This window comes from Rhizobium ruizarguesonis (assembly GCF_012349115.1).
Taxonomy (GTDB): domain Bacteria; phylum Pseudomonadota; class Alphaproteobacteria; order Rhizobiales; family Rhizobiaceae; genus Rhizobium; species Rhizobium ruizarguesonis.
The window spans coordinates 31,508-55,676 of sequence record NZ_PQIG01000002.1 but is presented as its reverse complement, the minus strand read 5'-3'; the positions used below and the strand labels follow the sequence as shown (position 1 = coordinate 55,676).

Below are 24,169 nucleotides of genomic sequence, written 5' to 3'. Positions count from 1 at the left end.
CCGGGATTGGCCCGGGCTCAATGCCCCGCGTCTTCGGCGGCCTCGTTCAGCAACCCGAAGACGTAGTCCGAAAATGACCGCCAGCACTCGACCCGGAAGGTGTCTTCTTCCGTACGGAAAAGCACCATCTCCGCCTTGCCGAGGATCGTGCGCGATGCGGCTCCGACCGGGAAGGAAGCAAGCGACAGATCCTGCGGGCAGCCGGCCGAAAGCGTCGCCTCCGCACCCGGTCCCGAGACGATGATCCCGACATTGCGGTGGGACACGTCGGTCGCCGAATGCAGCGCACCGGCGCCGGAAAATGCCGCCATCAGGTCGGCGCCATCCTCATCGATCACCAGCCATTCGTCCGGCCCGAGCCAGAGTGCCGATCGGGCGCCAGCCCGGCCGGATGTTTTCGGGGCGGCCGGCAGAGACACGCCGAGAGCAGCGGAAAGTGCTGCGAGCGATTCTGCGGGCGCACGCAGCGCTACCCGGCTGGCAGTGCGTGCGGTCGTCAGCCGCACCGTTGCGGAGCCGCCGAGACGGCCGGCAAGCGCCGGTTTGCGAATTGCGACATCAGCCATGGATGCGGCCCCCTTCCTTGTCAAAGAATACCAGATCCGTCACTTCGACGGCGATCGTCCGGTCCGGCATCGGCACATAGAGTGTCTCGCCCATCCGCGCCCGGCCGCCGGCGACCAGCGCGAAGGCGATCGACCTGTCGCAATTGTCCGACCAATAGGCTGATGTGACGTGGCCGAGCATGGTCATCGGCTTCGGCTCGTTCGGGCTCGCGACGATCTGCGCGCCTTCTTCGAGCACCAGCTTCGGGTCCTTGGTGACGAGGCCGACGAGCTGCTTGCGCCCGTCCTTGACGAGATCCGGCCGCTTCAACCCGCGAATGCCGACGAAATCCGTCTTTTTCTTCGAAACCGCCCAGGAAAGTCCGGCGTCATCGGGGGTCACGGTCCCATCCGTATCCTGCCCGACGATGATGTAACCCTTCTCGGCGCGAAGAACGTGCATGGTCTCCGTGCCATAAACGCAGGCGCCGAGCGGTTCGGCATTGGCCCAGACCGCTTCGAGCACCGACTGGCCGTAATCGGCCGGCACATTGATTTCGAAGCCGGTTTCACCGGTGAAGGAGACACGGAAGAGCCGCGCCGGCACCCCGCAGACCGTGCACTCGGCCACGCTCATATGCGGGAAGGCCTCGTTCGAAAGATCGAGCCCTTCGACCAGCGGCGCGACGATCTCACGCGCCTTCGGGCCCTGCACGGCGATGACAGCCCATTGTTCGGTCACCGAGGTCAGCCAGACCTTCAGATGCGGGAATTCCGTCTGCAGGTAATCTTCCATGTGATGGAGCACGCGCGGCGCGCCGCCGGTCGTCGTCGTCACATGGAAACGGTCGTTCGCCAGGCGTCCGACAACACCGTCGTCATAAACGAAGCCGTCCTCGCGGGTCATGATGCCGTAGCGGGCCTTGCCGGGCTTCAGCGTGTCCCAGGCATTGGTGTAGATGAGATTGAGGAATTCCGCTGCATCCGGCCCCACCACCTCGATCTTGCCGAGCGTCGAGGCGTCGAAGATACCGGCCGCCTCGCGTGCCGTCCGGCATTCGCGAGAAACCGCCTGATGCATGGTCTCGCCGGCCCGCGGATAGAACCAGGCACGCTTCCAGTTGCCGACATCCTCGAAGACCGCGCCATGGGCTTCCTCCCACCCGTGCAGCGGCGTCTTGCGCGTCGGATCGAACAGCTCTCCGCGCGAATGGCCGATCAGTGTCCCATAGGTGACCGGCGTATAGGGCGCGCGGAAAGTGGTGAGCCCGACCTGCGGGATTTCCTTGCCGAGCATCTCGGCGGCAATCGCCAGGCCATGCATGTTGGAGAGCTTGCCCTGGTCCGAGGCCATGCCGTTGGTCGTGAAGCGCTTGATATGCTCGATCGAATGCATGCCCTCGCGCACGGCAAGGCGGATATCCTTGGCACAGACATCATGCTGGAAATCGATGAAGGCCTTGGCGTTGGTCTTCGGTCCGGCGCCTTCGGCAGCGCCGATCATGCCGCCCGTCCAGTCATAGGCTTGCTCGGCCGAAATTGCGATCTTCTCGCCGCTGCTTTTGCCGGTGGCCTGCGCCATCAGTTCGCCGGCGGCAAGCGATTCCTCGATCGTCCGCTGCAGGTCGTCGGTGCCGTTGCAGGCGCCGACCGAGAGGCAGTCCTGGGCATAGGAGCCGGGGAGGAAACGCTGGCTTTCGGCATCGAAGGCCACTTTGCCGCGCGACTGCGAGAACAAATGCACGGACGGCGTCCAGCCGGCCGAAACCAAGAGCGCATCGACTGCGATTTTGCGCGGCGAACCGCCGCCGTTGCGCGCCACCGTCATCGATGTGATGCGCAGCCGCCCCGACGTATTGACGACCGATTGGCCGGCCAGAACATCGATGCCGAGCGCACGCGCCTCTTCCAGCACCGCCGCTCCCGGCGCCTGCCTGCTGTCGACGATGGCGGCAATCGAAACACCCGATCGTTTCAGATCAAAGGCCGCCTCGTAGGCCGAGTCATGCGCCGTGTAGATGCCGACCTTGGTCCCGACGGCGACGCCGTAATGATTGAGATACATCCGCCCGGCCGCGGCCAGCATGATGCCCGGCCGGTCATTGTTCGGAAATACCATGTGCCGTTCGATCGCGCCGGTGGCGAGGATCACCCGCTTGGCCCGAACCTGCCAAAGCCGCTCGCGCGGTAGGTCGCGGGAAGGCTTGGCGATATGATCGGTGACGCGCTCGGCAAGACCGACGAAATTGTGGTTGTAGTAACCGAAGGCGGTCGTGCGGACCAGCACTTCGACATTGTCCATCGCATTCAGCCGCGCCACGGCCGTCTGCGCCCAGCTATTGCCGTCCTGTCCGTCGATCGTCACGCCGGTATCGTAGCGCAACGCCCCGCCGGCTTCCGCCTGCTCGTCGCAAAGGATCACCCGGGCACCGGTCTCGGCCGCAGCCAGCGCCGCCGAAAGCCCGGCCACGCCGGCGCCGACCACCAGCACGTCGCAATGGGCATAACGGCTGGCATAATGGTCCGGATCCTCCTCCGTCGGCGCAACGCCGAGGCCGGCGGCGCGGCGGATGAGCGGTTCGTAGACGTGTTTCCAGGCGGCGCGTGGCCACATGAAGGTCTTGTAGTAGAAACCGGCGGCGAAGAACGGCGACATCAGATTGTTGACCGCGCCGACATCGAAGGCAAGCGAGGGCCAGCGGTTCTGCGAGCTGACGATCATGCCGTCGAAGACTTCCTGCACGGTGGCGCGTACGTTCGGCTGCTTGCGCGCCGTATCGCGGGAAACGTCGATCAGCGCGTTCGGCTCCTCGGCCCCCGCCGACAGAATACCGCGGGCCCGGTGATATTTGAACGAACGTCCCAGAAGATGCACGCCATTGGCAATCAGCGCCGAGGCGACGGTATCCCCTTCGAGCGCCGTATAGCTCTTGCCGTCGAAGCTGAAACGCGCAGTCTTGGCCGGTGTCAGACGCCCCTTGCCGGCGATACGGTTCACGCCGCTCATTGCGCCTCTCCTTCCACGGCTTCATATGTTTCGACAGGTCCATGCTGCTCGGCCGCCGCACCGATCGCAGGCTTCGGCTCACCCGCCTTGTAGGTCACGATGAACTTGTCGCTCACCGTATCGCGCGCCGCGTTGAAGAAGCGCCCGCAGCCGTGAATATGCCGCCAGCGTTCGAAGATCAGCCCCTTCGGATTGTCGCGCAGAAAGAAATAGGCCTCGAATTCCTCGTCCGAGATCGAGGCGATATCGGTGGGTCGCGCGATATGCGCGTCACCAGCGCCACGAAATTCGAGTTCGGAGCGCTCTTCCTGACAGTAGGGGCAATAGATCAGCAGCATGTGTTACCCGTCTTAGAGTTCCGATCCGGAAACATTGGTTCCGGGAGGTTGATTGCAGAGACGCTTTCCCATCGTCACATAGGGAATGAGGCGCTTGAGAAGCTGTTCGAAATTGTCGTAGGGCTCCAGCACATCGGTCATGCCGATATTCGCAAAAGCCATCATGGTAATATCATTGTCGATCGCGAAAGCACGTCCCGGCGTTCCGCCGGCCTCAGGCACGAAATAGACGGCTGGCTTGCGCAGGATCATTGCGCAAAGCAGCGTGCGGCTCTCGGCAACGAAGGGCCATTCGCTTTCGCCGGCAGCCCTGTGGATCTTCTGCAGGCGGAAATCTCCGACGCCGGGAAAGACGTCACCGGCCGGCATGGCCGCGCCGCTGATCCCGATCGTCAGGAGAGCCTCCGTCAACATCAGTGCGCCACCGCCGCCGCCGCCGCCTCGTCGATCAGCCGGCCGCTGCGGAAGCGCTCCAGCGTCAGCCCGGCATTGAATTTGTGCGGCTCATCGCGGGCAATCAGATGCGCGAAGAGATTGGCCGAACCCGGCGTCGCCTTGAAGCCGCCGGTGCCCCAGCCGCAATTGACGTAGAGCCCGGGAACCGGCGTCTTCGACTGGATCGCCGAACGATCCGGTGTATTGTCGACGATGCCGCCCCATTGCCGCATCATCTTGACGCGCCGGAACATCGGGAAGAGCTCGCAGATGGCGTCGAGCGTGTGCGTGATGATCTGCAGCCCGCCGGTCTGGGAATAGGAATTGTACTGGTCGGTGCCGGCGCCGATGACGAGCTCTCCCTTGTCGGACTGGGAGATATAGGCATGCACCGTGTTCGACATGACGACGCAGGGAAAGATCGGCTTCAGCGGTTCGGAAACCAGCGCCTGCAGCGGGCTCGATTGCAGCGGCACGCGCACGCCAGCCATCTGCATGACAGTGGTCGTATGGCCGGCCGCCGACACCGCCACCTTTCTGGCGCCGATGAAGCCACGCGAGGTCTCGACCCCGGTCACCCGCCCATCTGCGCCGCGCCGGATACCGGTCACTTCGCAATTCTGAATGATGTGCACGCCGCGGTCTGAAGCCGCCCGTGCATAACCCCAGGCAACCGCATCGTGCCGCGCCGTACCGCCGCGCCGCTGCAGGGCCGCCCCGTTGATCGGGTAGCGCGCGCTGGCCGAGATGTCGAGCGGCGGACAATAGGCCTTCGCCTGTTCCGGTGTCAGCCATTCATTGTCGATGCCATAGAGCCGGTTGGCATGGATATGCCGCTTGAAGGACTGCTGGTCGTGAATGTTGTGCGAGAGCATCATCACGCCACGCGGCGAATACATCACATTGTAGTTGAGCTCCTGGGAAAGCCCCTCCCAGAGCTTCATCGAATGCTCGTAGATGTGCATGCTCTCTTCGTAGAGATAGTTCGAGCGGATGATGGTGGTGTTGCGCCCGGTATTGCCGCCGCCGAGCCAGCCCTTCTCGATCACCGCCACATTGGTGATGCCGTGCTCCTTGGCGAGATAGTAGGCAGCACCCAGGCCGTGGCCGCCGGCGCCGATGATGACGACGTCGTATTCGGCACGCGGCTCCGGTGACGTCCACTGCTTCTCCCAGCCCTTGTGGCCGCGAAGGGCCTCCCGTGCCACGGCAAAAACCGAATATTTCCGCATCCGCCTTCTTCTCCTTCGGGAAAGGGCTTGTTCTCCGCGCTCATACAAATCGCAAATCCAAATGCGGCACAACGGTTCTTTTGCGACGCGCGAGAGCTTTGGTTTCGACACGCTGAAGAGAATGCCGCTTCAGGCGAATGACGCCGCCGACGGCATTTGCGCTTAACCGCCGACCCTGGGGCCTAACCCAACAGGGTTAGAAGACAAGCAATTGCTAAAATGTTAACAATCACATGTTGTGGGGTATGTGTATCATGTGGGGTTGGCGCTCAGTATCAGTCGCGACGCTTTGCATCGCGTTAAGCAGCGCATGGCCGGCACCCGCCGCCGAGCCGGTCGGCCAGGCTGTCGTCATCAAGACAGAGGTGACAGGACAGAGCGGCCCGATCGAGGTCGACACCAGCGTTCATCGCAACGAACGCATCAAGACATCGCAATCGGGGCTTGGCCAGTTCCTGTTTCGTGACGGCACGAAGCTCGCGGTCGGCTGGGGTTCGTCGGTCGTCATCGACAAATATGTCTTCGATGATTCCCAATCGGTCAAGAAACTGACCATCAGGGCGGCAAAGGGTACGTTCCGCTGGGTCAGCGGCAGTTCCAATTCTTCAGCCTACCAGATCCTGACGCCGGCCGGCACGATCGGCGTACGCGGCACCGCTTTCGATTTCTACGTCGGCCCTGACGGCACGACCGCCGTCGTGCTGCTGAATGGTGCTGCCCGTTTCTGCGGTCCGGGCGGCTGCCGGCAGTTGCAGCAGCGCTGCGATTGTGTGGTGGCCAAGCCGAATGGCAATATGTCGGCGGCGCGCCGGGTCGATCCGAGCATCTTCGAGACGCTCGGAAATGAGCGCGCCCTGCCCTTCCTCTCCGGCAATCAGCGGCTTGCTGGCGGCATAGGCATGCTCGGCGGCTGCAATATGGCCTCCGTCGCGCCGGAAAGAAAGGACAGAAAACGGCCCCCGCCTCCGGCTTCGCCCGTGCCGCAGAGGCAGGATCCGCCGCAGAAACAGGCCGAGCCGCAGAAGGAGCGGCCGACCAAGCCTGACACGCCGCATCACGACAAACCGGATAAACCCGACAAGCATGATGGCCGTGGCCGGCATGAACATCACGATCAGCACGATGATCACGACTATCACGATCAAGGGCATCATCGAGACCGTGACCGCGATCACGATAAAGATCGCGATCGTGATGGGGACAGGAACCACGACAGGGGCCGGAATTTCAATCGCAACCGCTGATGCCGTCAATCGGCGACGCTCTTCTCGAACCCATCAGCCACCTCGCGGAAGTGATCGCTTCTGCCGGATATCCGCCGGTAGAATTCCGCCAGCCCGCCGATCACCTGCGCCGCCCTGAGCTTTGCCGCGCCGATAAGCTTGCGCGTATTTTTCGAATGCGAATGCAGCGCCTGCGTCAGCTGCTCGTGAACCACCACAAGCGCGGCGAACTCGGCGGAGGCTGCGACGCGCTCGTCGCCGACGACGGCGAGAATCTGCGTTCGGCTGCTCTTCCCCTTGAGCGGAATGGCGCCGGCCTCGATCAGCGCCATTCCCTGCACCGATCTCGCCGTGCTGTCTGATATCAGAATATCGAAACCGACCTCTTTGCAGCATGATTCCAGCCGCGCCGCAATGTTGACGGCATCGCCGACCGCCGAATAGTTGAAGCGCGTCTTGGCGCCCATATTGCCGACGCAGGCAAGGCCGGTATGGATGCCGATGCCGATCCCGACCTCTTGTCCGGATCCGAAGCCGAAAGCGTCGCCGGCGTTCAGTTCGGCCAGCGTTTCGCGCATGGCAAGCGCTGCGCGAACGGCCTTGGTTTCATGGTCCGCCACATCGACGGGTGCATTCCAGAACGCCATGATCGAATCGCCGATGAACTTGTCGAGCGTGCCTTCATTGGCCACCACATGGCGGCTCAGCGCATCGAGCAACGTATTCAGGAACGCGACCACGGCAGTCGGCGCCAGCCGCTCGCTGATCTCGGTGAAGCTCCTGACATCGACAAACATGACCGTCAGCTCTCGGTCGTCTCCGCCGAGGCGCAACGCGTCGCGGGAATGCTCGATGCGATGGAGCAGCGACGGGGAAAGATAATGCCCGAAGGCGCGCCGCACCTCGCGCCGCTCTCTGTCGATCACCAGAATCCGGAACGAGGTCGAGGCGAAATGGGTGATCGATCCGCTGATGATCGGAGCCAGCGGATCGAGGAGAAGCCCCGCATAAAGAAAGGAGAGCCAGGACGCCACCAGCGCCATGGCCGTAATCAGCAGGCCGCAGGCCAGAGCGACGGCGGGACTGACGAAGGTCGTCACCCCGACGAGCAGGCATCCGAGCACGGCGATCATCAGGATTTCCAGCCCGTCCGCCCAGTCGGGCCGCGAGAGAAAGCGGCCGGAGAGGATCTGCTCGACGGCCTGCGCATGCAGCGAAACGCCGGGAACGTTCTCGCCGAGCGCGGTGACGCGGATGTCCTGCAGGCCGGCCGCCGATGTCCCGACGAAGACGATGCTGCCGTCGATGGCGGCGGCGACATCTGGAGAGGCCCCGTTGGCCGCAAGCACCTGCCGGGCGGATATATAACGCTCTGCCCGGTCGGGGGTGACATAGAGCCAGAGCTCGCCGGCGGCCGTCAGCGGCACGACGAAATCCCCGATCTTTACCGATGTCATGATGCCGGCGCGATCGGGCGCGCCCGATAGCACATAGGTCGATGCCCCCTGTGCGACACGCAGCGCCTCGATCGCGAGATTTGGATAGAGCTGCTCGCCGTCGGTCAGGAACAGGGGGACCGCCCGTACCACCGGCGAGGGATTGCCGGGATTGAGGCTGATGTGGCCGAGCCCCGCCGCGTTGGTCTCCAATTGCGGCCGCAGCGGCGTCGAAGCACCGAGATAGGGCGGAGCCGAAACGGGGCTTTCGCCTGTAAAGGCAAAGCCCGCCTTCACCGGCGGCCGGTAATTGCCTTCATTGGAAAGGCCGAAGCCGAGCACGACGGGTTTTTCAACAATCGATCGAGCGAATATCTCGTCGTTATCAGGCAGTTTCTCGGCAAGCGCAGGGTCTATCCCCGCGACGTCGCGGACAACATTGCGCGGTGACAGCCGGTCCGGCTCGGCGAAAAGAATATCGAAGGCGATGGCCGAGGCGCCCATCTCGGAAAGCCGGTTCACCAGCAAGGCCATCCGGTCGCGCGGCCAAGGCCATTGGCCGAATTCGTGCAACGAGGCCTCGTCGATGTCGATCACGCGGACCGGCATCGGCTCGAAGGTTCTGGGAACCAGCCGCTGATACTCGTCGAAGGTCACGCCGCGGATCAACTTGAAGATCCCGGGATCACTTGCTCGAAGGATCGTCAGCGCAGTCACGATCGCCAGGCCGAGAACGACACCGATTTGCTGCGCACGCGTCATAATCTCACCGGGTGTCCCCTCCCACGGCCGGCAGGGCGACCCGCACCTGCCGGCAGACAAGCTACGCCGCTTTCCTCCCAAACGCCATTCGCAGATGCATCCCGGGCGCTCTCTTTTCAGCCTCCCGCATTTCGCTTTCCGGCGAACGGCAGGGAACCGTCTTCAATACGGCCACGCCTCCAGTTTTCGCCGGACTTTTGCCTGGATGAAAAGGCTTCAACCTTGCCCGGCGCGCGGTGAAATGCTCTTGTAACGATCGAAAATCGGATGCTCTTTCGAGAGAAGGATGAAGGTCGCCGTGATTTCCGAATCCGCCGCACGCCGAAGCGGCTACTGGCTGATTGTCGTCGTGCTGGCAATGCTCGCCGGGCTGCCGCTTGCCGTCTGGCTTGATATCAGCGATCTCTCGGGCAATACCCTGCGGCGCCAGGCCCGCGACATGAGCTCGCTGATATCGAGCATCCGCTCCTATTATTCCACGAATGTCGTGGGGCGCGTTCTGGCCGCCCATGCCAGCAGCACGACCGAAGGCACGGTGGTCTCTCACAACTATGCGAATATTCCAGGCGCCATCCCGCTGCCGGCCACGCTTTCCCTGGAGCTCGGCGACGTCATCAAGGAACAGCAGGCCAATATCACCTACCGTTTCGTCTCCGACCTGCCATTCAAGAGCCGCGCATCCCACGAGCTCGATGACTTTGAGAAAAAAGCGCTCGCCGCCTTGCGCGCCAATCCGCAGCAGACCCTGAACGATCTCACCCGCGTCGGATTGACCGATACCTTGCGGTTCATCACCCCCGTCGTCATGGGCCAGGCCTGTGTTGCCTGCCACAATACCCACCCTGAAAGCCCGAAGACCGATTGGAAGGTGGGCGATGTGCGCGGCATTCAGGAAGTCATCATCAGGCAACCCTACGCGAGCAACGTCTTCGCCTTCAAATACCTGCTTTGCTATTTTCTTTTCGTCGCCGTCATCGGCATCAGCTTCATTGTGCTCCAGCGGCAGCAGACGCGCGCGATCCATAGCGCCAACCAGGATCTGGAAGCGGCGAACGAATTCCTCGCCAGCGTTTCGATGAAGATTTCGCGCTATCTCTCGCCGCAGATCTACAAGAGCATCTTCTCCGGGCAGAAGGATGTCGTCGTCCATACCGAGCGCAAGCGCCTGACGATCTTCTTCTCCGACATCAAGGACTTCACGGCGACGACCGAGCGCCTGCAACCGGAAGCCCTGACGGAGATGCTCAACGAATATCTGACCGAGATGTCGAACATTGCCCTGGAGCATGGCGGCACGGTGGACAAATTCATCGGCGACGCGATGCTGGTCTTCTTCGGCGATCCCGAAACCAAGGGCCCGGAAGAGGATGCGAAAGCATGTCTGCGCATGGCCGTCGACATGCAGCGCCGTCTCGGCGAACTCAAGGACAGATGGCGCAGAAACGGCACCGAAGAGCCTTTCGTCGTCCGCATGGGGGTAAACAGCGGCTATTGCAACGTCGGCAATTTCGGCAGCAACGACCGCATGGACTATACGATCATCGGGGCGGAGGCCAATCTCGCAGCCCGACTGCAATCGATCGCCCAAGGAGGGGAGATCGTCATCAGCTACGAAACCTACGCGCTGGTGAACGAAATCGTCGACGCCCATCCCCTGCCGCCGATCACGATGAAGGGCATACAACGCGAGATCGTACCCTATGCAGTGGATGGGTTGACGCTCGGTGTTGACCACAAGAGCCGCGTTCTCAGCGAGCACATCTCGGGCCTTGACCTGCATTTGGATATGAGCCGGCTGGAGCCTGCCGATCGCCTCCGGGTCAGAACGGCTCTCAAGGAGGCGATCGACGCGCTGGACGAAACCCTGCCCGAAACCGCCGGATCGTGACCGGATATCGGGCAAGAATGATTTTTCCGTGCGCCTCCCATATCCATCTGGACTTCCCGTGCCCAATCTGCTATCCCGCATCACCAATCGCAAGGCTGCGGCCGCGCGAACGTTATTGTTTTGCCTCTGGCCGCTGCGCCGCCTCCGGCATCAACCAACCAAAGGAACGTGATTCTCGTGCAGGTACTTGTCCGCGATAACAATGTTGATCAGGCTCTCCGCGCTCTCAAGAAGAAGATGCAGCGCGAAGGCATTTTCCGCGAAATGAAGATGCGCGACTACTACGAGAAGCCGTCGCAGAAGCGCGCTCGCGAAAAGGCCGAGGCTGTTCGTCGCGTTCGCAAGCTGGCCCGCAAGCGCGCCCAGCGCGAAGGTGTGGTCGCACGCTGAGCGTTTCCGTCGTTTTTTCGACGTTTTCAGATGCATTGTGGCGGGGGCGATGGGTTCGCCGCCGCTTTTTTAGTTTGCCGCTGAAGATCGCATATCCGCGCACCGGGTATGCCGCATGGGGAAAGCGAGCCCGAATGGCTGTCAACACCTTCAATCCGTCCCGCGCTTTGCGCTTGCAGAAAACGGCGTTCCTGACCGCTTTGGCGCTGGCGGCAATGTTCGGCCTCGCCGGCTGCGACACGACCAATACCTCGGATGCCGTGATCCGCATCGATAAGGCGCAGGGTTCGGAAGAGAATATCGCTTCCCTGACGGCGGTTATCAACGCCAATCCGCGGGATCCGGAAGGTTACAACGTCCGTGGTTCCGCCTATGGCCGCGCCGGCCAGTTCCGCCCGGCGCTGAACGATTTCAACACGGCGCTGCAGATCAATCCGCGGTTTTTCCAGGCTTACGCCAACCGCGCCCTCGTCTATCGCAATATGGGCCAGCAGGCCCAGGCGATTGCCGACTACAATGCCGCTCTGCAGATCAATCCGAGCTACGACGTCGCCTATATCGGCCGCGGCAATGTCTATCGCATGGCCGGCCAGGACGACCAGGCCTTCAACGATTTCGGCAAGGCGATCCAGCTCGGCACCACCGATGGCCGCGCCTATCACAATCGTGGCCTGATCTATCAGAAGCGTAATCAGCAGGATAAGGCGATCGACGATTTCTCGAAAGCGATCTCGCTCGCGCCGAATTCGCCCGAGCCCTATAATGGCCGCGGCATTTCCTATATCGCGTTGAACGACGACGACAACGCCTTTGCCGATTTCAACCATGCGATCGAGCTCAACGGCAACATCGCCGAATCCTGGGCCAACCAGGCGCTCGTCTACGAACGCCGCGGCGACAAGGCAAAGGCCGCCCGCTCCTATCGCCACGCGATCGGCCTCGACCCCAAATACCAGCCGGCTCGCGACGGCCTTGCCCGCGTCGGCGTGGCCCCAGCCGGCTAAAGACATAATTGGGCGGCCCGGAGCATCGGGCGGCCCGCAACCACCACTTGCCGGTCGCACCACCCATCGGACACCGGCAAAGGCCCTGATGATTCAAACGAATCTTCCGGCTCTGGATATCATCGAGGTGATATCGTGCCACGCCAGGCGGTGGACGCGACGTGGCGCAAGGGCGGCCGCATCGCCATTAAGACACGACGCCGAAAAGCGTCCGTCGTCGTCGATGGCCTGTCATAGTATGTTGCAACCTGCTCTTGCTCCCCCTAACATGGACCTGCTTCGATAGCCCGCTATCGGACGTTTGAACACGTGTTGGGGGCGGTTTGCGAGAGATGTGGATCTTTGCTGTCCTGGCCGCAAGCGAAAAACGTTGCGGGCCACGCGCATCACAGCGCCGCGCGTCTTTTCAGACGCGCAAAGGACATTGCAACATTTTGAATTGCGACAGATGAAGATCGTCGCGCTGTTCTTTCCGAAAGCCTCGATCGGAACCTACCTCGTCGCCATGGCGGTGGCGATCGCATTGCCGATCTTCGCCTTCGTGGCGCTGCTTCTGCTGCAGCTGGAGGACAACCAGCGTTCGACGCTGAAGCGCGAGACGGCCCAGGATGCGCTTGCCCTTTCACGCATCATCGACCGCCAGCTTCAGGACATGGCGACGACCCTGCGGCTGCTTTCGAGTTCGCCCGAGCTTGAAAACGGCAATCTCGCCTCCTTCCACGAGCGCACGGAAACGGCCCTTAGAGACAACACTCTTTTCGTCATTGCCGTCGACCGCACCGGCCAGCAGCTGCTGAACACGCGCCGGGCGTTCGGCACGCCGCTCGGCAAAACGGCGAACATGACATCCCTCGAAGCGGTCATGGCTTCCGGTCGCATCGAGGCATCAGACGTCTTTCGCGGCCGGACCAGCGGCGAATGGGTCTATAACGTCACCCTGCCACGGAAGAATGATCCGGTCGCGGCCCTCATCATCACGCAGGATGCCAAGGATCTGGGCAAGCTCGTGACCACCGAAGGCCTTGCGCCCGGCTGGTCGGCCGCCGTCATCGATGAGAGCGGCCACGTCGTTGCAGCGACCGGCCCTGCCAATCTCGAACCCGGCACGCCCTTCGACCCACGCATTCTACCGGCGCTCACCGTGTCCCGCGGCGTCTTCCAAGACGAGAAGATCCTGCCGCACATGCTCCTCGGTTATGCCCAAATTCCCGGTTGGTCGTGGAAGACGGTGATCTGGGGACCGATCGCCCAGGCTTCGATCCTCAGCACCTGGCGTTTCCTCATCATCGGCGGCGTGGCACTGGTGCTCGTCGCCGTGCTGGCCGCCTATGCCGTCGCACGGCAGGTGCGCACCACCATCCGCGATATCGCCGACATGGCGAACCGCATGGGCGAAGGCCATATCGTCTCACCGGTCGAAACCAGCGTCATCGAGGCGAACCAGGTGGCGATTGCCCTTTCGAATGCCTCTTTCGATCGTAGCCAGACCGAGGACCGGCTGCGTTTCGTCATGCACGAGCTCGTCCACCGCACCAAGAATCTCCTGACGCTTGCCCAGGCAATGATGCGCCAGCTCGCCAAGCAGTCCGACAGCGTCGAGTCCTTCCGCGCCGCCGTCTCCGACCGCCTCGAGGGGTTGGTGCGTTCGATCGAGCTGCTGACCAGCGAGCAATGGGGAGGCGTGTCGCTGCGGCGGGTCGTCGACATCCATCTGCAGGCCTTCCCGCAATCGCGCGAGCAGATCAACATCAGCGGCAAAGACTTCGTGCTGAAGCCGGATGCCGTGCAGAATCTCGGCCTCGCCTTGCATGAACTCGCCACCAATTCGGTGAAATACGGTGCGCTTTCCGTACCGCAAGGCCGTGTCCGCTTCGAGTGGCGCGACGTCAGCGAAGAAGACAAGCCGGATGCCCTGCTTCGCTTCACCTGGGAGGAGCGCGGCGGCCCACCGGTCACCGAGCAGCCATCGCGCTCGGGCTTCGGCACGACCGTTATCAAAGCCCATGCCGCCTCCGCCTTCCGCGGCACGGTCGAGATCGATTTCCGGCCCGAAGGCCTGTTATGGGTGCTGACGGCGCAGCGCGCCACGCTGGAGCGGGACTAAGCCCCGGGAACAATCGCTACCTCCACCCGTTTCGGACAGGTCGTTCCAAAGGAGAAAGACCATGTTCAAGCAAACGATGATCGCAGCCGCGGCGCTGACGGCCACTGCCTGGGCGAGCCCGGCGGGCGCGGAAAACTATGTCACGCTTGGCCGTCTGGTCTGCGGATCGGATGGCGGTCAGGGTCTGATCGTCACCTCGCAGAAGAACCTTATCTGCACCTATACGCCGGCGGCTGGCGGCGCAAAGGCAGTCTATGCCGGCAAAATCGAGAAATTCGGCCTCGATATCGGCCAGACCGGCAAGAGCGTCATGATCTGGCAGGTGCTGGCAAAGACCGGCACGGATATCCCGCAATTCGCCCTTGCCGGCGAATATTACGGGATCGGCGCCGATGCGAGCATCGGTGCAGGCGCCGGCGCCAAGGTCATCGCCGGCGGCACCGACAAGGCCTTCATGCTGCAGCCGTTGAACGTCCAGGCTCAGGAAGGCCTGAACCTGGCGATCGGCGTCGAAAAGATGACACTCGTGCCGGGCGAAACCTGACGAAAGCGGCCGCCCAGCCAAGGCAGACAGCAGTGGCCTGCCGCGTGAACGAAGCAGCCGCCCGAAGGGCGGCTGTATCTGCGTCGATCAGTGCGCGATCGCCTTGTTGATATCCTCGGTCATCTTCTTCGCATCGCCGAGCAGCATCATCGTACCATCCTTGTAGAACAGCGTATTGTCGATGCCGGCATAACCTGAACCGAGCGAGCGTTTGACAAAGAGGCAGGTCTTTGCCCGGTCGACGTCGAGGATCGGCATGCCGTAGATCGGCGAAGTCTTGTCGTCGCGCGCCGCCGGATTGGTGACGTCATTGGCGCCGATGACATAGGCGACGTCGGCCTGGGCGAATTCCGAGTTGATATCCTCGAGCTCGAAAACCTCGTCATAGGGAACATTCGCTTCGGCGAGCAACACGTTCATGTGGCCGGGCATCCGGCCTGCGACCGGGTGGATCGCATATTTCACCTCAACGCCGTTCTTCTTCAGAGTGTCGGCAAGTTCGCGCAGCGCATGCTGGGCCTGGGCGACGGCCATGCCGTATCCCGGCACGATGATGACCTTCGATGCGTTGGCCATCAGATAAGCCGCATCCTCGGCCGAGCCGAGCTTGACGGTCTTGTCTGATGTGTCGGGTCCGCCGGACGCCGTCTCGCCGCCGAAACCGCCGAGGATGACGGAGACGAAGGAACGGTTCATGCCCTTGCACATGATGTAGGAGAGGATCGCGCCGGAGGAACCGACGAGCGCGCCGGTGATGATCAGCGCCAGATTGCCGAGCGTGAAGCCGATGCCGGCCGCGGCCCAGCCTGAATAGGAGTTCAGCATCGAGACGACGACGGGCATATCGGCCCCGCCGATCGGCACGATCAGCAGAACGCCGAGCGCCAGCGACAAGGCCACGACGGCCCAGAAGTCGAAATGGCTTTCGGTGGCGGCAAGCCCGATGATGAAGAGCACGATCAGCACCAGCAGGCTCGCATTGATCACATGCCGGTAAGGCAGCAGGATCGGCTTGCCGGACATGCGCCCGTCGAGCTTCAGGAAGGCGATGATCGAACCGGTGAAGGTCAGCGCTCCGATCGCCACGCCGAGCGCCATCTCGATACGCGCCTCGGTGTAAATCTGGCCGATCTCGCCGATGCCGAAGGAGGCAGGCGTGTAGAGCGCGGAGGCCGCGACCAGCACGGCGGCAAGGCCAACCAGCGAATGGAAACCGGCGACGAGCTGCGGCATCGAGGTCATGGGGATGGTGCGGGCGACATAGGCGCCGACGCTGCCGCCGATGGCAAGGCCAAGGACGATCAGCACGAAGCCGCCGAAATTCGGGGTGGCCAGCACCAGCGTCGTCAGGATCGCGATCCCCATGCCGATCATGCCGTAGAGATTGCCCTTGCGGCTGGTGGCCGGATGCGACAGGCCGCGCAGTGCCAGGATGAAGAGCACCCCAGAGACAAGGTAGAGGAAGGCTGCGATATTGGTCATCGGTCCCTCACCGGTCCTTCTTGCGGTACATCGAAAGCATCCGCTGCGTGACGAGGAAGCCGCCGAAGATGTTCACCGAGACGAGCACGAGGGCGACGAAACCGAAGCCGGCCGCAAGCCCGCTGGTCGAGATGCCGACCGCCAGAAGCGCGCCGACGACGATGACGGAGGAGATCGCATTGGTGACGGCCATCAGCGGCGTATGCAGTGCCGGCGTCACCGACCACACGACGTAATAGCCGACGAAGATCGACAATACGAAGATGGCGAGCTGGAAGACGAAAGGATCGATCGCCCCGCCGGTCGCAGCGCTTGCCGCTTCCGGCGCCTGGGCCGCCGCCGTGATGACGGCAGTCACCGCCTGGTCGAGCTGCTCCAGCGCCCTGTCCATTGCTTCACTGGCCATCAGATGTCTCCCTTCTTCGCGCCGCCGAAGGCGGGATGAACCACGTCGCCGGCATAGGTCAGCATCGTCGCCTTGACGAGCTCGTCGTCAAGATTGACGACGACGCTCCGGGTTTCCTTGTTGACCATGGTCTCGAGGAAGGTCACGAGGTTCTTGGCGTAGAGCGCCGAGGCGCTGGCAGCAACCCGGCCCGGCATGTTGGCGAAACCGATCACCCTGACGCCTTCGACATCGGCGATCTCGCCGGGGACGACGCCCTCGATATTGCCGCCGCGCTCGACCGCGAGGTCGATGGCGACCGCACCTGATTTCATCGAGGCGAGCATGGCGCGCGAAACGAGCCGCGGTGCCGCACGACCGGGGATCAGCGCGGTGGTGATGACAATATCCTGCTTGGCGATGTGTTCGGCAATCAGAGCCGCCTGTTTCGCCTGATAGTCGGCGGACATTTCCTTGGCATAGCCGCCGGCCGTTTCCGCCGCCTTGAACTCGTCGTCTTCGACGGCGATGAACTTGGCGCCGAGTGAGGCGACCTGCTCCTTGGCGGCGGGGCGAACATCGGTGGCCGAGACCGCCGCGCCGAGGCGGCGCGCGGTCGCGATCGCCTGAAGACCCGCGACGCCGGCGCCCATGACGAAGACCTTGGCGGCCGGCACGGTGCCGGCCGCCGTCATCATCATCGGCATGGCGCGGTCATAAACCGCGGCCGCCTCGATGACGGCTTGGTAACCGGCGAGATTGGCCTGGGACGACAGCACATCCATGGACTGGGCGCGGGTAATGCGCGGCATCAGTTCCATCGCGAAAGCCGAAAGCCCGGCACTTGCCAAAGCCGCAATCGCTTCGTCATTGCCGTAGGGATCCATAATGGCGATGATCACGGCGCCGCTTTTATAGCCGGAGATTTCCGATCCGCTGGGCCGGCGCACCTTCAACACCACATCCGCGGAGGCTGCATCCGCAAAACTGCCGATCCTGGCGCCCGCGGCCTCGAACTCCCCGTCTGGAATGCGCGAAGCCGCACCGGCACCGGCTTCGACGACGACGTCGAAGCCGAAATTCTTCATCTTCTTCACGGTCTCGGCGGAGGCAGCGACACGTGTCTCCTCGCCCGCAATTTCCCTTGCAACGAAAACGATATTGCCCAACTGCCCCCTCCTCCGGGTCAGCCGGACCGCCGCAGGCTCACCTGCGCGGGCCAAGCACCTCATTCACAAAGCTTCGGAGAAGCTCTCCTCCCCTCAGAGCGCCGTGCGTCCTTTCGGACGCACAAAGGACGCTCTGACCCTCTGAATCTACGCGATCAGCGGAACAGGAAGATGCCGGCGGCGAGAAGGATGATGAAGACGAAGAGGCCGCCGAGAAGACCGGCGCCGCCGAAGAAACCGGCGGTCATCGCAAGCAGGAGGACGATGAGAAGCATCGAGCCGTATTTCGCGCTGGCGATGAACATGTCGTAGGTCTTTTCATGTTCTTTGTAATCCATCGGCGCGCCGGTCTCGACCGGTCCGGTATGATGTTCGGCCATAAATATCGTCTCCCTGAAATGCCTCTGCGCTGCCTGATTTCCCTCTAGGCGAGGGAAATCCCTACGTGCAGGGATTACACAATGACAGGCGAAAGCGCAATCCATGAGAATGCCGCAGGCACACGCCGCAACGGCCATGTCAGCGGCCCGGAACGTGGCCTGAAGGACGGCCGATTCGCCTGCCTCCGTCGCCACGTCAGCTGCCCTTCACCTCCCCCTCGGGGACAAGGACAAATTATAGCGGCAGGTCGGTGCCGAGTTCGCCTTGCGGCACGAAACGCGCCGTCGGAATGATGGTCAGCGGCGGCAAGGTGTCGTTGGGATTACGCGAAAACATCATGCGTTGCTCGCTGGCGCTGGAGATGAAGAAGGGATAGCGCGTCAACAGCTTCCGCCCGACCTCGATCACATTCGTCGCCATCAGCGTCATGTCGATCCCGTAATTCTTCGCAAGCCGGCCCGGCACGACTGTATCGGCATAGAAGACCCGCTTGTAGAAGGCCGCATGCGGAGGCCGAACGAACTGAAGAACGCGGTCCGCACGGAAATACGCCGCCGCCACGATGGTGGGCCTCAGCGTCAGATAGGGCACCCACGGCAGATCGGCGGTGAGCTCGGGGTCGGCGGCAAAACGTGCCGGATCGATCAAGGTCAACCCGGCATCCAGAAGTTCATCCATCGCCTCGGGAAAGGCGCCACCGGACTGACTGAGGCGATGCTCGGGTGTCACATAATGAACCCGGATCGTACTGACCAGTTCCCCATAATAATACAGACCGAAAATATAGGCGTGGCTGTCGAAATCGCTGTCGTCCAGCAGCCCTTTCGGGGCGAGCGCCAGCACGTCATGGGCCTTGTAAGCCTTGTAGCGCAACCGTTCCACCTGCTCCATGTCTTCGCTGCTTTCGACGCGGCGATACTCGACATGATCCAAAACTTCCAAAATTTTTGTGCTGAAATCACTACGCTTGAACAGTGTCTCTGACATTTCTCGATCCGCTCGTTAACGGATCATTAATCATACGCCAGCGAAATTTAGGCAAGGAAATCCGATAATTTCCGTTGTTTTTAAAGTGTTAAGGTTAACGCGCCGCGCGCTCTTCAGGGGAAAACCGGCCGTCGCAGAGCGCTCAGGCGACCTTGTTGCGGCGGCGTTGCACGACGCGGCGGCCGATGCCCTGCTGCAACAGCGGGATATTCTGCGAAGGCACCGGCGGCGAGAAAACATAGCCCTGAACAAGATCGGCGCTGCGGTGCTTGTTGAGCAGCGCGAGCTGCTCCTCGGTTTCGACGCCTTCGATGACGATCTTCAGGCCCAGTTCGCGGGCGAGATGGACCGTGCCGCGCAGCAGCTTGAGGCGGCGGTTATCCTCGACGATGTTGCGCACGAAGGAGCGATCGATCTTGACGATATCGAGCGGTAGCGTGTCGAGATAGCTGAGGCTGGAGAAGCCGGTACCGAAATCGTCGATAGCGATGGTGATGCCGCGGGCCCTGAGCTCCGCCAGGATGGCGCGCACGGCCGCCGGCTCGTCGATCAGGCAGCTTTCGGTGACTTCGAGATGTAGCCGCGCCGCGTCGAGGCCGGAATGAGCAAGCGCTTCGGCGACCACCGAGACAATATCGGCATCGCGCAGGTCCCGCGCCGAGAGGTTGACCGAGACAGCGATATGCTCCGGCCAGTTCATGCATTCGCTGCACGCCTTGAACAGGACGAACCGGGTAATGTCGGAGATGATCCCCATATCCTCGGCGAGCCGGATGAAGACGTCGGGCGGGATCGAGCCCTTCTCCGGATGCACCCAGCGCGCCAACGCCTCGGCGCATTCGATCCGCGAGCCGTCTGCCCGGAACATCGGCTGGAAGGCGAGATGCAGCGCCTGCGCCGAGACCGCGTCGCGCAGATCCGCCTTCAGCTTCTGCTGCTCGATATAGCGGCCATCCATCTCCCGCTCGAAGCCGGAAATGCCGCCCTTGAAGCGCGACTTGCTTTCGAACAGCGCTAGGTCCGCCTTGACGCTCCATTCGTCCATCGCAAACGCGGCACTTTCGAGGATCGCGTAGCCGGCGCTGAGCGAAACGAGGAAGGTCAGTTCGTCGACCGCGTAATTGCCCTGGATTGCGGCGTGCACGCGGCGGATCTCGATATCGAGCGAAGCCGGCTCCTTGGCATGCGGGAAGAACAGGATGAACTGGTCTCCCATCAACCGGCCGAGGATGGCATTGCCGGAGGCCTGCTTGATGCGGGCGGCGATGGCGCAGAGCAGATGGTCGCCCGTGACGTGGCCGCGCATGTCGTTGACATGTTTGAACTCGTCGATATCGAGGACCATGAAGCCGAGCGGCCCGGACTTCCTCTGATGCTTGGCGAGATACTCCTGCACCAGCTGCCCGAAATATTCTCGGTTCGGCAGGCCGGTCAACGCATCGAAGCGGACCATGTGCATGATCTTCTGCTCTGCCTTCACCCGGCTCGACACGTCCTCGAAGATCAGCACCGCGCCGCCGTCGGCCCTTCGGCTGGCGGAGAATTCGAGCGACAGGCCCTCGGGGAAATGAATGAGCGTGCGCGACAGGTTACCTTCGGCGACCTGGGTGAGCTGGCGCAGGATGAGCTCCGGCTGCGAGGCGTCCATGAAGCTGTAGCGCGCGCCGTAGCGCAGCACGGCGCCGAGGTCGCGGTCCTTCAACCGCTCCGGCGCACCGATCTTCAGAAGCTCGCAGGCTTTGCGATTGACGACCTGGATACGGTTTTCGGCATCGACCATGACCAAGCCATGCGGCATGTTGTTGAGCGCCGTATCGAAGCGGTCGGCGATGATGGTGATTTCCCGGCGCGCGATGACATTCTCATAGAGGAACTCGCGGACGCCGTTCGCCATGGCCCGCGTCGTCAGCCAGAAGGGAATGAGGAAGATCGACAGCAGGCCACGATAAAAATCCAGCGCCAACAGGCTGCAGACGATCATCGGCAGACAGCAGGAGAAGGTCTGGAGGTCGACCGCCAGGCGCGAACCGTAATTGCGGCCGACAACGGAAACCATGGTCGCCATGGTGACGGCAATGCAGGCAAGTTCCGCAAAGGAATCATGCACGACGAAGATGGCGTAGCCGCTGGCGATGCCAAGCAGGGCGGTAGTGCAGGCCGCACCGGCAACCAGGATCCGCTCCCAACGCTCGATTCCAGCGTGCGACAGGCTCTCCTTGTCGACGCGGTCGAACTGCCGGAAGACGACCATGCGAACGCAGAAGACCAGGAGGAAGGCGGCTGCCAGCAGGATGTAGACGAAGGACTGCGTCTTGGCAGCAACGGCAAGGCAGGTCGCGACATGCACGATCACGCCAGCAAGCAACGTCATGCGGTTCCCGGAAAGGGAGCTCACAAACGACAGATACACATCTAAAGGGACCCTGTTCGGGTTATCTGGCTTCATCCACACTTTCCCTGTGCGCGGGAATTCTAAGCCCAACCCTTTAAAAATTGATTTCAATGGAATCAAACATTTGGTCAAATTTTCTAAAACCACAGGGTGAACCGCACAGCCTACGCGCGTTAATACAGCCTGCCGGCGAGATTATTGAAATAATTTATCCACGCCTGGGTTGTTGAAATATTCGACGGCCCTACAGCCGGGCCGGTGCATCTAAGACTATACTCCAACCCGAGGCATTTATCCTTCCAATTTCAAAGGCCGTGGTCTACATCGATTGCAAGAGGGAAAGCTGCCGGAAACCGGCGGGATAAGAACAAGGGGAGGCGAATGTCGGTACTTCTGGCAGCAAGCCGGCTGATCGACTCGATCAGTCAGTTCATGGGTAAACTTGCCGAATATATGGTGCTGTTCTGCTGTATGATCAGCGCCGGAAACGCCATCGTCCGCTATGCCTTCAACTACAGTTCGAACGGCTGGCTTGAGATCCAGTGGTATCTCTTCGCCTTCGTCGTCATGCTCGGTGCCTCGCATGCGCTGCGCAACAACGAACATGTCCGCGTCGACCTGATCTATGGTTCCGTTTCCGACAGGGCGAAGATCTGGATCGACATCGTCGGCCTCATCCTCTTCCTGCTTCCCGCATGCGTCTATCTGACCTGGCTGTGCTGGCCCTTCTTCACGCTCTCTTACCATCAGGGGGAAATATCGGGCAATGCCGGCGGGCTGATCCGCTGGCCCGTCAAGCTGATCCTTGTCGCCGGTTTCGCGCTGCTCTCTCTTCAGGGCGTCTCGGAACTGGTCAAGCGGATCGCAGCGCTCACCGGCCACATCACCATCGACACGACATACGAAAAGCCGCTGCAGTAACGCCGGCTGGGAGAAGCGGATTTGTTTGATTTCGGTATCATTCCTCCGGCCATGTTCCTGGGCATGGTCATCTTCATGCTCTACGGCTTTCCGGTCGCCTTTTCGCTCGCCGCCGTCGGCCTGTTTTTCGCCATCGTCGGCATCGCCACCGGCCATTTCGGCGAGGTCTTCCTGCAGGCTCTGCCGCTGCGCTTTTTCGGTATTCTTTCCAACGACCTCCTGCTCGCCATCCCCTTCTTCACCTTCATGGGCGCGGTGTTGGAGCGCTGCGGGCTGGCAGAGGACCTGCTCGAAGGCACCGGCAAACTCTTCGGTGGCATACCCGGGGGCCTCGCCTATGCGGTCATCCTCGTCGGTGCCGTGCTCGGAGCGATCACCGGCACGGTGGCCGCTTCCGTCATCACCATGGGGGTGATCTCGCTGCCGATCATGCTGCGCTATGGCTACAATCCGCGCCTTGCCACCGGCGTCATCGCGGCCTCCGGCACGATTACTCAGGTGATCCCGCCCTCGCTCGTGCTCGTCGTTCTTGCCGATCAGCTCGGAAGGTCGGTCGGCGACATGTATCTCGGCGCGATCGGTCCCTCGATCCTGCAGGTGGCGATCTTCGTGCTCTTCATCCTGGTGATGTCGATTATCAGGCCGAAATCGATGCCGCCGCTGCCCAAGGAAGTACGTGGCGATTTCAATTGGGCGCTGCTCGTGAAGGTGCTGATGGGCATGGTGCCTTCGATCGTGCTGATCTTCCTCGTGCTCGGCACGATCTTCATGGGCCTTGCGACACCGACGGAGGCAGGCGCGCTCGGCGTCGTCGGCGCCATGCTGCTCGCCGCCATGAATCGCCGCCTCACCTGGCCGCTGATCCGCGAAGCCATGGCATCGACCACGCACATCACATCCATGGTGGTGATGATCCTGATCGGCTCCACCTGTTTCAGCCTGGTCTTCCAGGGCATGGACGGCTCGCGCTGGATCGAGCACATGCTGTCGGGCATACCAGGCGGGCCGGTTGGTTTCCTGATCTTCGTCAACATCTTCATCTTCGTCCTCGCCTTCTTTCTCGATTTCTTCGAGATCGCCTTCATCGTCATCCCGATGCTTGCCCCCGTCGCCTCCAGTCTCGGCATCGATCTGATCTGGTTCGGCGTCCTGATCTGCGTCAACATGCAGACGAGCTTCATGCACCCGCCCTTCGGCTTCGCGCTTTTCTACCTGCGCTCGATCGCCAGCAAGGACGTCAAGACCTCGGATATCTACATGGGGGCTCTCCCCTGGGTCGGTATGCAGCTGATCCTGGTGGCGATCGTGATCTTCTGGCCGCAATCGGTAACCTATTGGCTGGATCACGGCCCGAAGGTCGACCCGAACTCGATCAAAATCGAAGTCCCGGGCTTCGGCGGCCAGCTCGGTCTGCCGCCGATGGGCGGCGGTGGCAATGGCTCACCGCAGATCCCCGGCCTGACCCTGCCGCCGTTGAACGGCCTGCCGGGAGCACCGCCGCCACCGGCAAAATAGTCCAGCAAAAACAAAACCCCGGACAAAAA

The 24,169-nt window shown here is 62.0% G+C and carries 20 protein-coding genes; 8 read left to right on the top strand and 12 right to left on the bottom strand.

Going from position 1 to position 24,169, the window contains the following annotated elements; genetic code table 11:
• Positions 1–17: 17 nt before the first annotated feature.
• From soxG to C3Y91_RS01665, 5 genes are read right to left on the bottom strand one after another with little or no spacing between them, the layout of a single operon-like run.
• The gene (soxG, locus tag C3Y91_RS01685) at positions 18–566 is read right to left on the bottom strand and encodes a sarcosine oxidase subunit gamma family protein (protein ID WP_075224416.1); all 549 of its coding nucleotides are present in this window, start codon (positions 564–566) and stop codon (positions 18–20) included.
• Positions 559–3,552 carry a sarcosine oxidase subunit alpha gene (locus C3Y91_RS01680; RefSeq protein WP_168574909.1) on the bottom strand — a complete coding sequence of 998 codons (2,994 nt, stop codon included), beginning with the start codon at positions 3,550–3,552 and terminating at the stop codon, positions 559–561. Before C3Y91_RS01680 ends, soxG begins: the two co-directional genes overlap by 8 nt.
• A complete protein-coding gene (locus C3Y91_RS01675; RefSeq protein WP_018483536.1) occupies positions 3,549–3,890 on the bottom strand; it encodes a sarcosine oxidase subunit delta in 342 nt (113 codons plus the stop codon). The genes C3Y91_RS01680 and C3Y91_RS01675 overlap by 4 nt, the downstream gene beginning before the upstream one ends.
• Positions 3,891–3,902: 12 nt before the next feature.
• Entirely contained in the window at positions 3,903–4,304 is a 402-nt protein-coding gene (locus C3Y91_RS01670; protein ID WP_130656240.1) for a hypothetical protein, read from the bottom strand.
• On the bottom strand, positions 4,304–5,557 hold the full coding sequence (locus tag C3Y91_RS01665) for a sarcosine oxidase subunit beta family protein (RefSeq protein WP_018072777.1): 1,254 nt from the start codon (positions 5,555–5,557) through the stop codon (positions 4,304–4,306). Before C3Y91_RS01665 ends, C3Y91_RS01670 begins: the two co-directional genes overlap by 1 nt.
• A gap of 254 nt (positions 5,558–5,811) precedes the next feature.
• Here C3Y91_RS01665 and C3Y91_RS01660 point away from each other — a divergent pair, with 254 nt between their 5' ends.
• Positions 5,812–6,801, top strand: a complete 990-nt coding sequence (locus C3Y91_RS01660; RefSeq protein WP_024322310.1) for a FecR family protein — start codon at positions 5,812–5,814, stop codon at positions 6,799–6,801.
• Positions 6,802–6,806: 5 nt separating this feature from the next.
• On the opposite strand, the gene C3Y91_RS01655 is transcribed toward C3Y91_RS01660, so the two are convergent.
• Positions 6,807–8,978, bottom strand: coding sequence for a CHASE2 domain-containing protein (locus C3Y91_RS01655; protein WP_024322309.1), 2,172 nt, complete (start codon positions 8,976–8,978; stop codon positions 6,807–6,809).
• A 286-nt stretch (positions 8,979–9,264) separates the two neighbouring features.
• Here C3Y91_RS01655 and C3Y91_RS01650 point away from each other — a divergent pair, with 286 nt between their 5' ends.
• The 5 genes from C3Y91_RS01650 to C3Y91_RS01630 all read left to right on the top strand — a co-directional run bounded on the left by C3Y91_RS01650 (position 9,265) and on the right by C3Y91_RS01630 (position 14,908).
• Complete coding sequence (locus C3Y91_RS01650; protein ID WP_024322308.1) at positions 9,265–10,866, top strand: adenylate/guanylate cyclase domain-containing protein; 1,602 nt, start codon at positions 9,265–9,267, stop codon at positions 10,864–10,866.
• A gap of 177 nt (positions 10,867–11,043) precedes the next feature.
• Positions 11,044–11,256, top strand: a complete 213-nt coding sequence (gene rpsU / locus C3Y91_RS01645) for a 30S ribosomal protein S21 (RefSeq protein WP_018072771.1) — start codon at positions 11,044–11,046, stop codon at positions 11,254–11,256.
• A gap of 134 nt (positions 11,257–11,390) precedes the next feature.
• Entirely contained in the window at positions 11,391–12,260 is an 870-nt protein-coding gene (locus C3Y91_RS01640; RefSeq protein ID WP_024322307.1) for a tetratricopeptide repeat protein, read from the top strand.
• A gap of 448 nt (positions 12,261–12,708) precedes the next feature.
• Entirely contained in the window at positions 12,709–14,364 is a 1,656-nt protein-coding gene (locus tag C3Y91_RS01635; RefSeq protein WP_018072769.1) for a sensor histidine kinase, read from the top strand.
• A gap of 61 nt (positions 14,365–14,425) precedes the next feature.
• Positions 14,426–14,908, top strand: coding sequence for a DUF992 domain-containing protein (locus C3Y91_RS01630; RefSeq protein ID WP_018072768.1), 483 nt, complete (start codon positions 14,426–14,428; stop codon positions 14,906–14,908).
• 87 nt (positions 14,909–14,995) lie between these two features.
• Here the strand turns inward: C3Y91_RS01630 and C3Y91_RS01625 are convergent, their stop codons facing one another.
• The 6 genes from C3Y91_RS01625 to C3Y91_RS01600 form a co-directional block, all read right to left on the bottom strand.
• Positions 14,996–16,390, bottom strand: coding sequence for an NAD(P)(+) transhydrogenase (Re/Si-specific) subunit beta (locus C3Y91_RS01625; RefSeq protein ID WP_024322306.1), 1,395 nt, complete (start codon positions 16,388–16,390; stop codon positions 14,996–14,998).
• Between the two features lie 7 nt (positions 16,391–16,397).
• Positions 16,398–16,796 (bottom strand): proton-translocating transhydrogenase family protein, encoded by a 399-nt coding sequence (locus C3Y91_RS01620; protein WP_168574908.1) that lies wholly within the window; start codon positions 16,794–16,796, stop codon positions 16,398–16,400.
• On the bottom strand, positions 16,796–17,944 hold the full coding sequence (locus C3Y91_RS01615) for a Re/Si-specific NAD(P)(+) transhydrogenase subunit alpha (RefSeq protein WP_024322305.1): 1,149 nt from the start codon (positions 17,942–17,944) through the stop codon (positions 16,796–16,798). The genes C3Y91_RS01620 and C3Y91_RS01615 overlap by 1 nt, the downstream gene beginning before the upstream one ends.
• Positions 17,945–18,099: 155 nt before the next feature.
• Entirely contained in the window at positions 18,100–18,324 is a 225-nt protein-coding gene (locus C3Y91_RS01610; RefSeq protein WP_003552834.1) for an aa3-type cytochrome c oxidase subunit IV, read from the bottom strand.
• Positions 18,325–18,559: 235 nt separating this feature from the next.
• Positions 18,560–19,312 carry an N-acyl amino acid synthase FeeM domain-containing protein gene (locus C3Y91_RS01605; RefSeq protein WP_003542957.1) on the bottom strand — a complete coding sequence of 251 codons (753 nt, stop codon included), beginning with the start codon at positions 19,310–19,312 and terminating at the stop codon, positions 18,560–18,562.
• Between the two features lie 142 nt (positions 19,313–19,454).
• Complete coding sequence (locus tag C3Y91_RS01600; RefSeq protein WP_018497532.1) at positions 19,455–21,758, bottom strand: putative bifunctional diguanylate cyclase/phosphodiesterase; 2,304 nt, start codon at positions 21,756–21,758, stop codon at positions 19,455–19,457.
• Positions 21,759–22,085: 327 nt separating this feature from the next.
• Here C3Y91_RS01600 and C3Y91_RS01595 point away from each other — a divergent pair, with 327 nt between their 5' ends.
• The gene (locus C3Y91_RS01595; protein ID WP_018497531.1) at positions 22,086–22,625 is read left to right on the top strand and encodes a TRAP transporter small permease subunit; all 540 of its coding nucleotides are present in this window, start codon (positions 22,086–22,088) and stop codon (positions 22,623–22,625) included.
• A 21-nt stretch (positions 22,626–22,646) separates the two neighbouring features.
• The gene (locus tag C3Y91_RS01590) at positions 22,647–24,140 is read left to right on the top strand and encodes a TRAP transporter large permease (protein WP_024322304.1); all 1,494 of its coding nucleotides are present in this window, start codon (positions 22,647–22,649) and stop codon (positions 24,138–24,140) included.
• Positions 24,141–24,169: the final 29 nt, after the last annotated feature.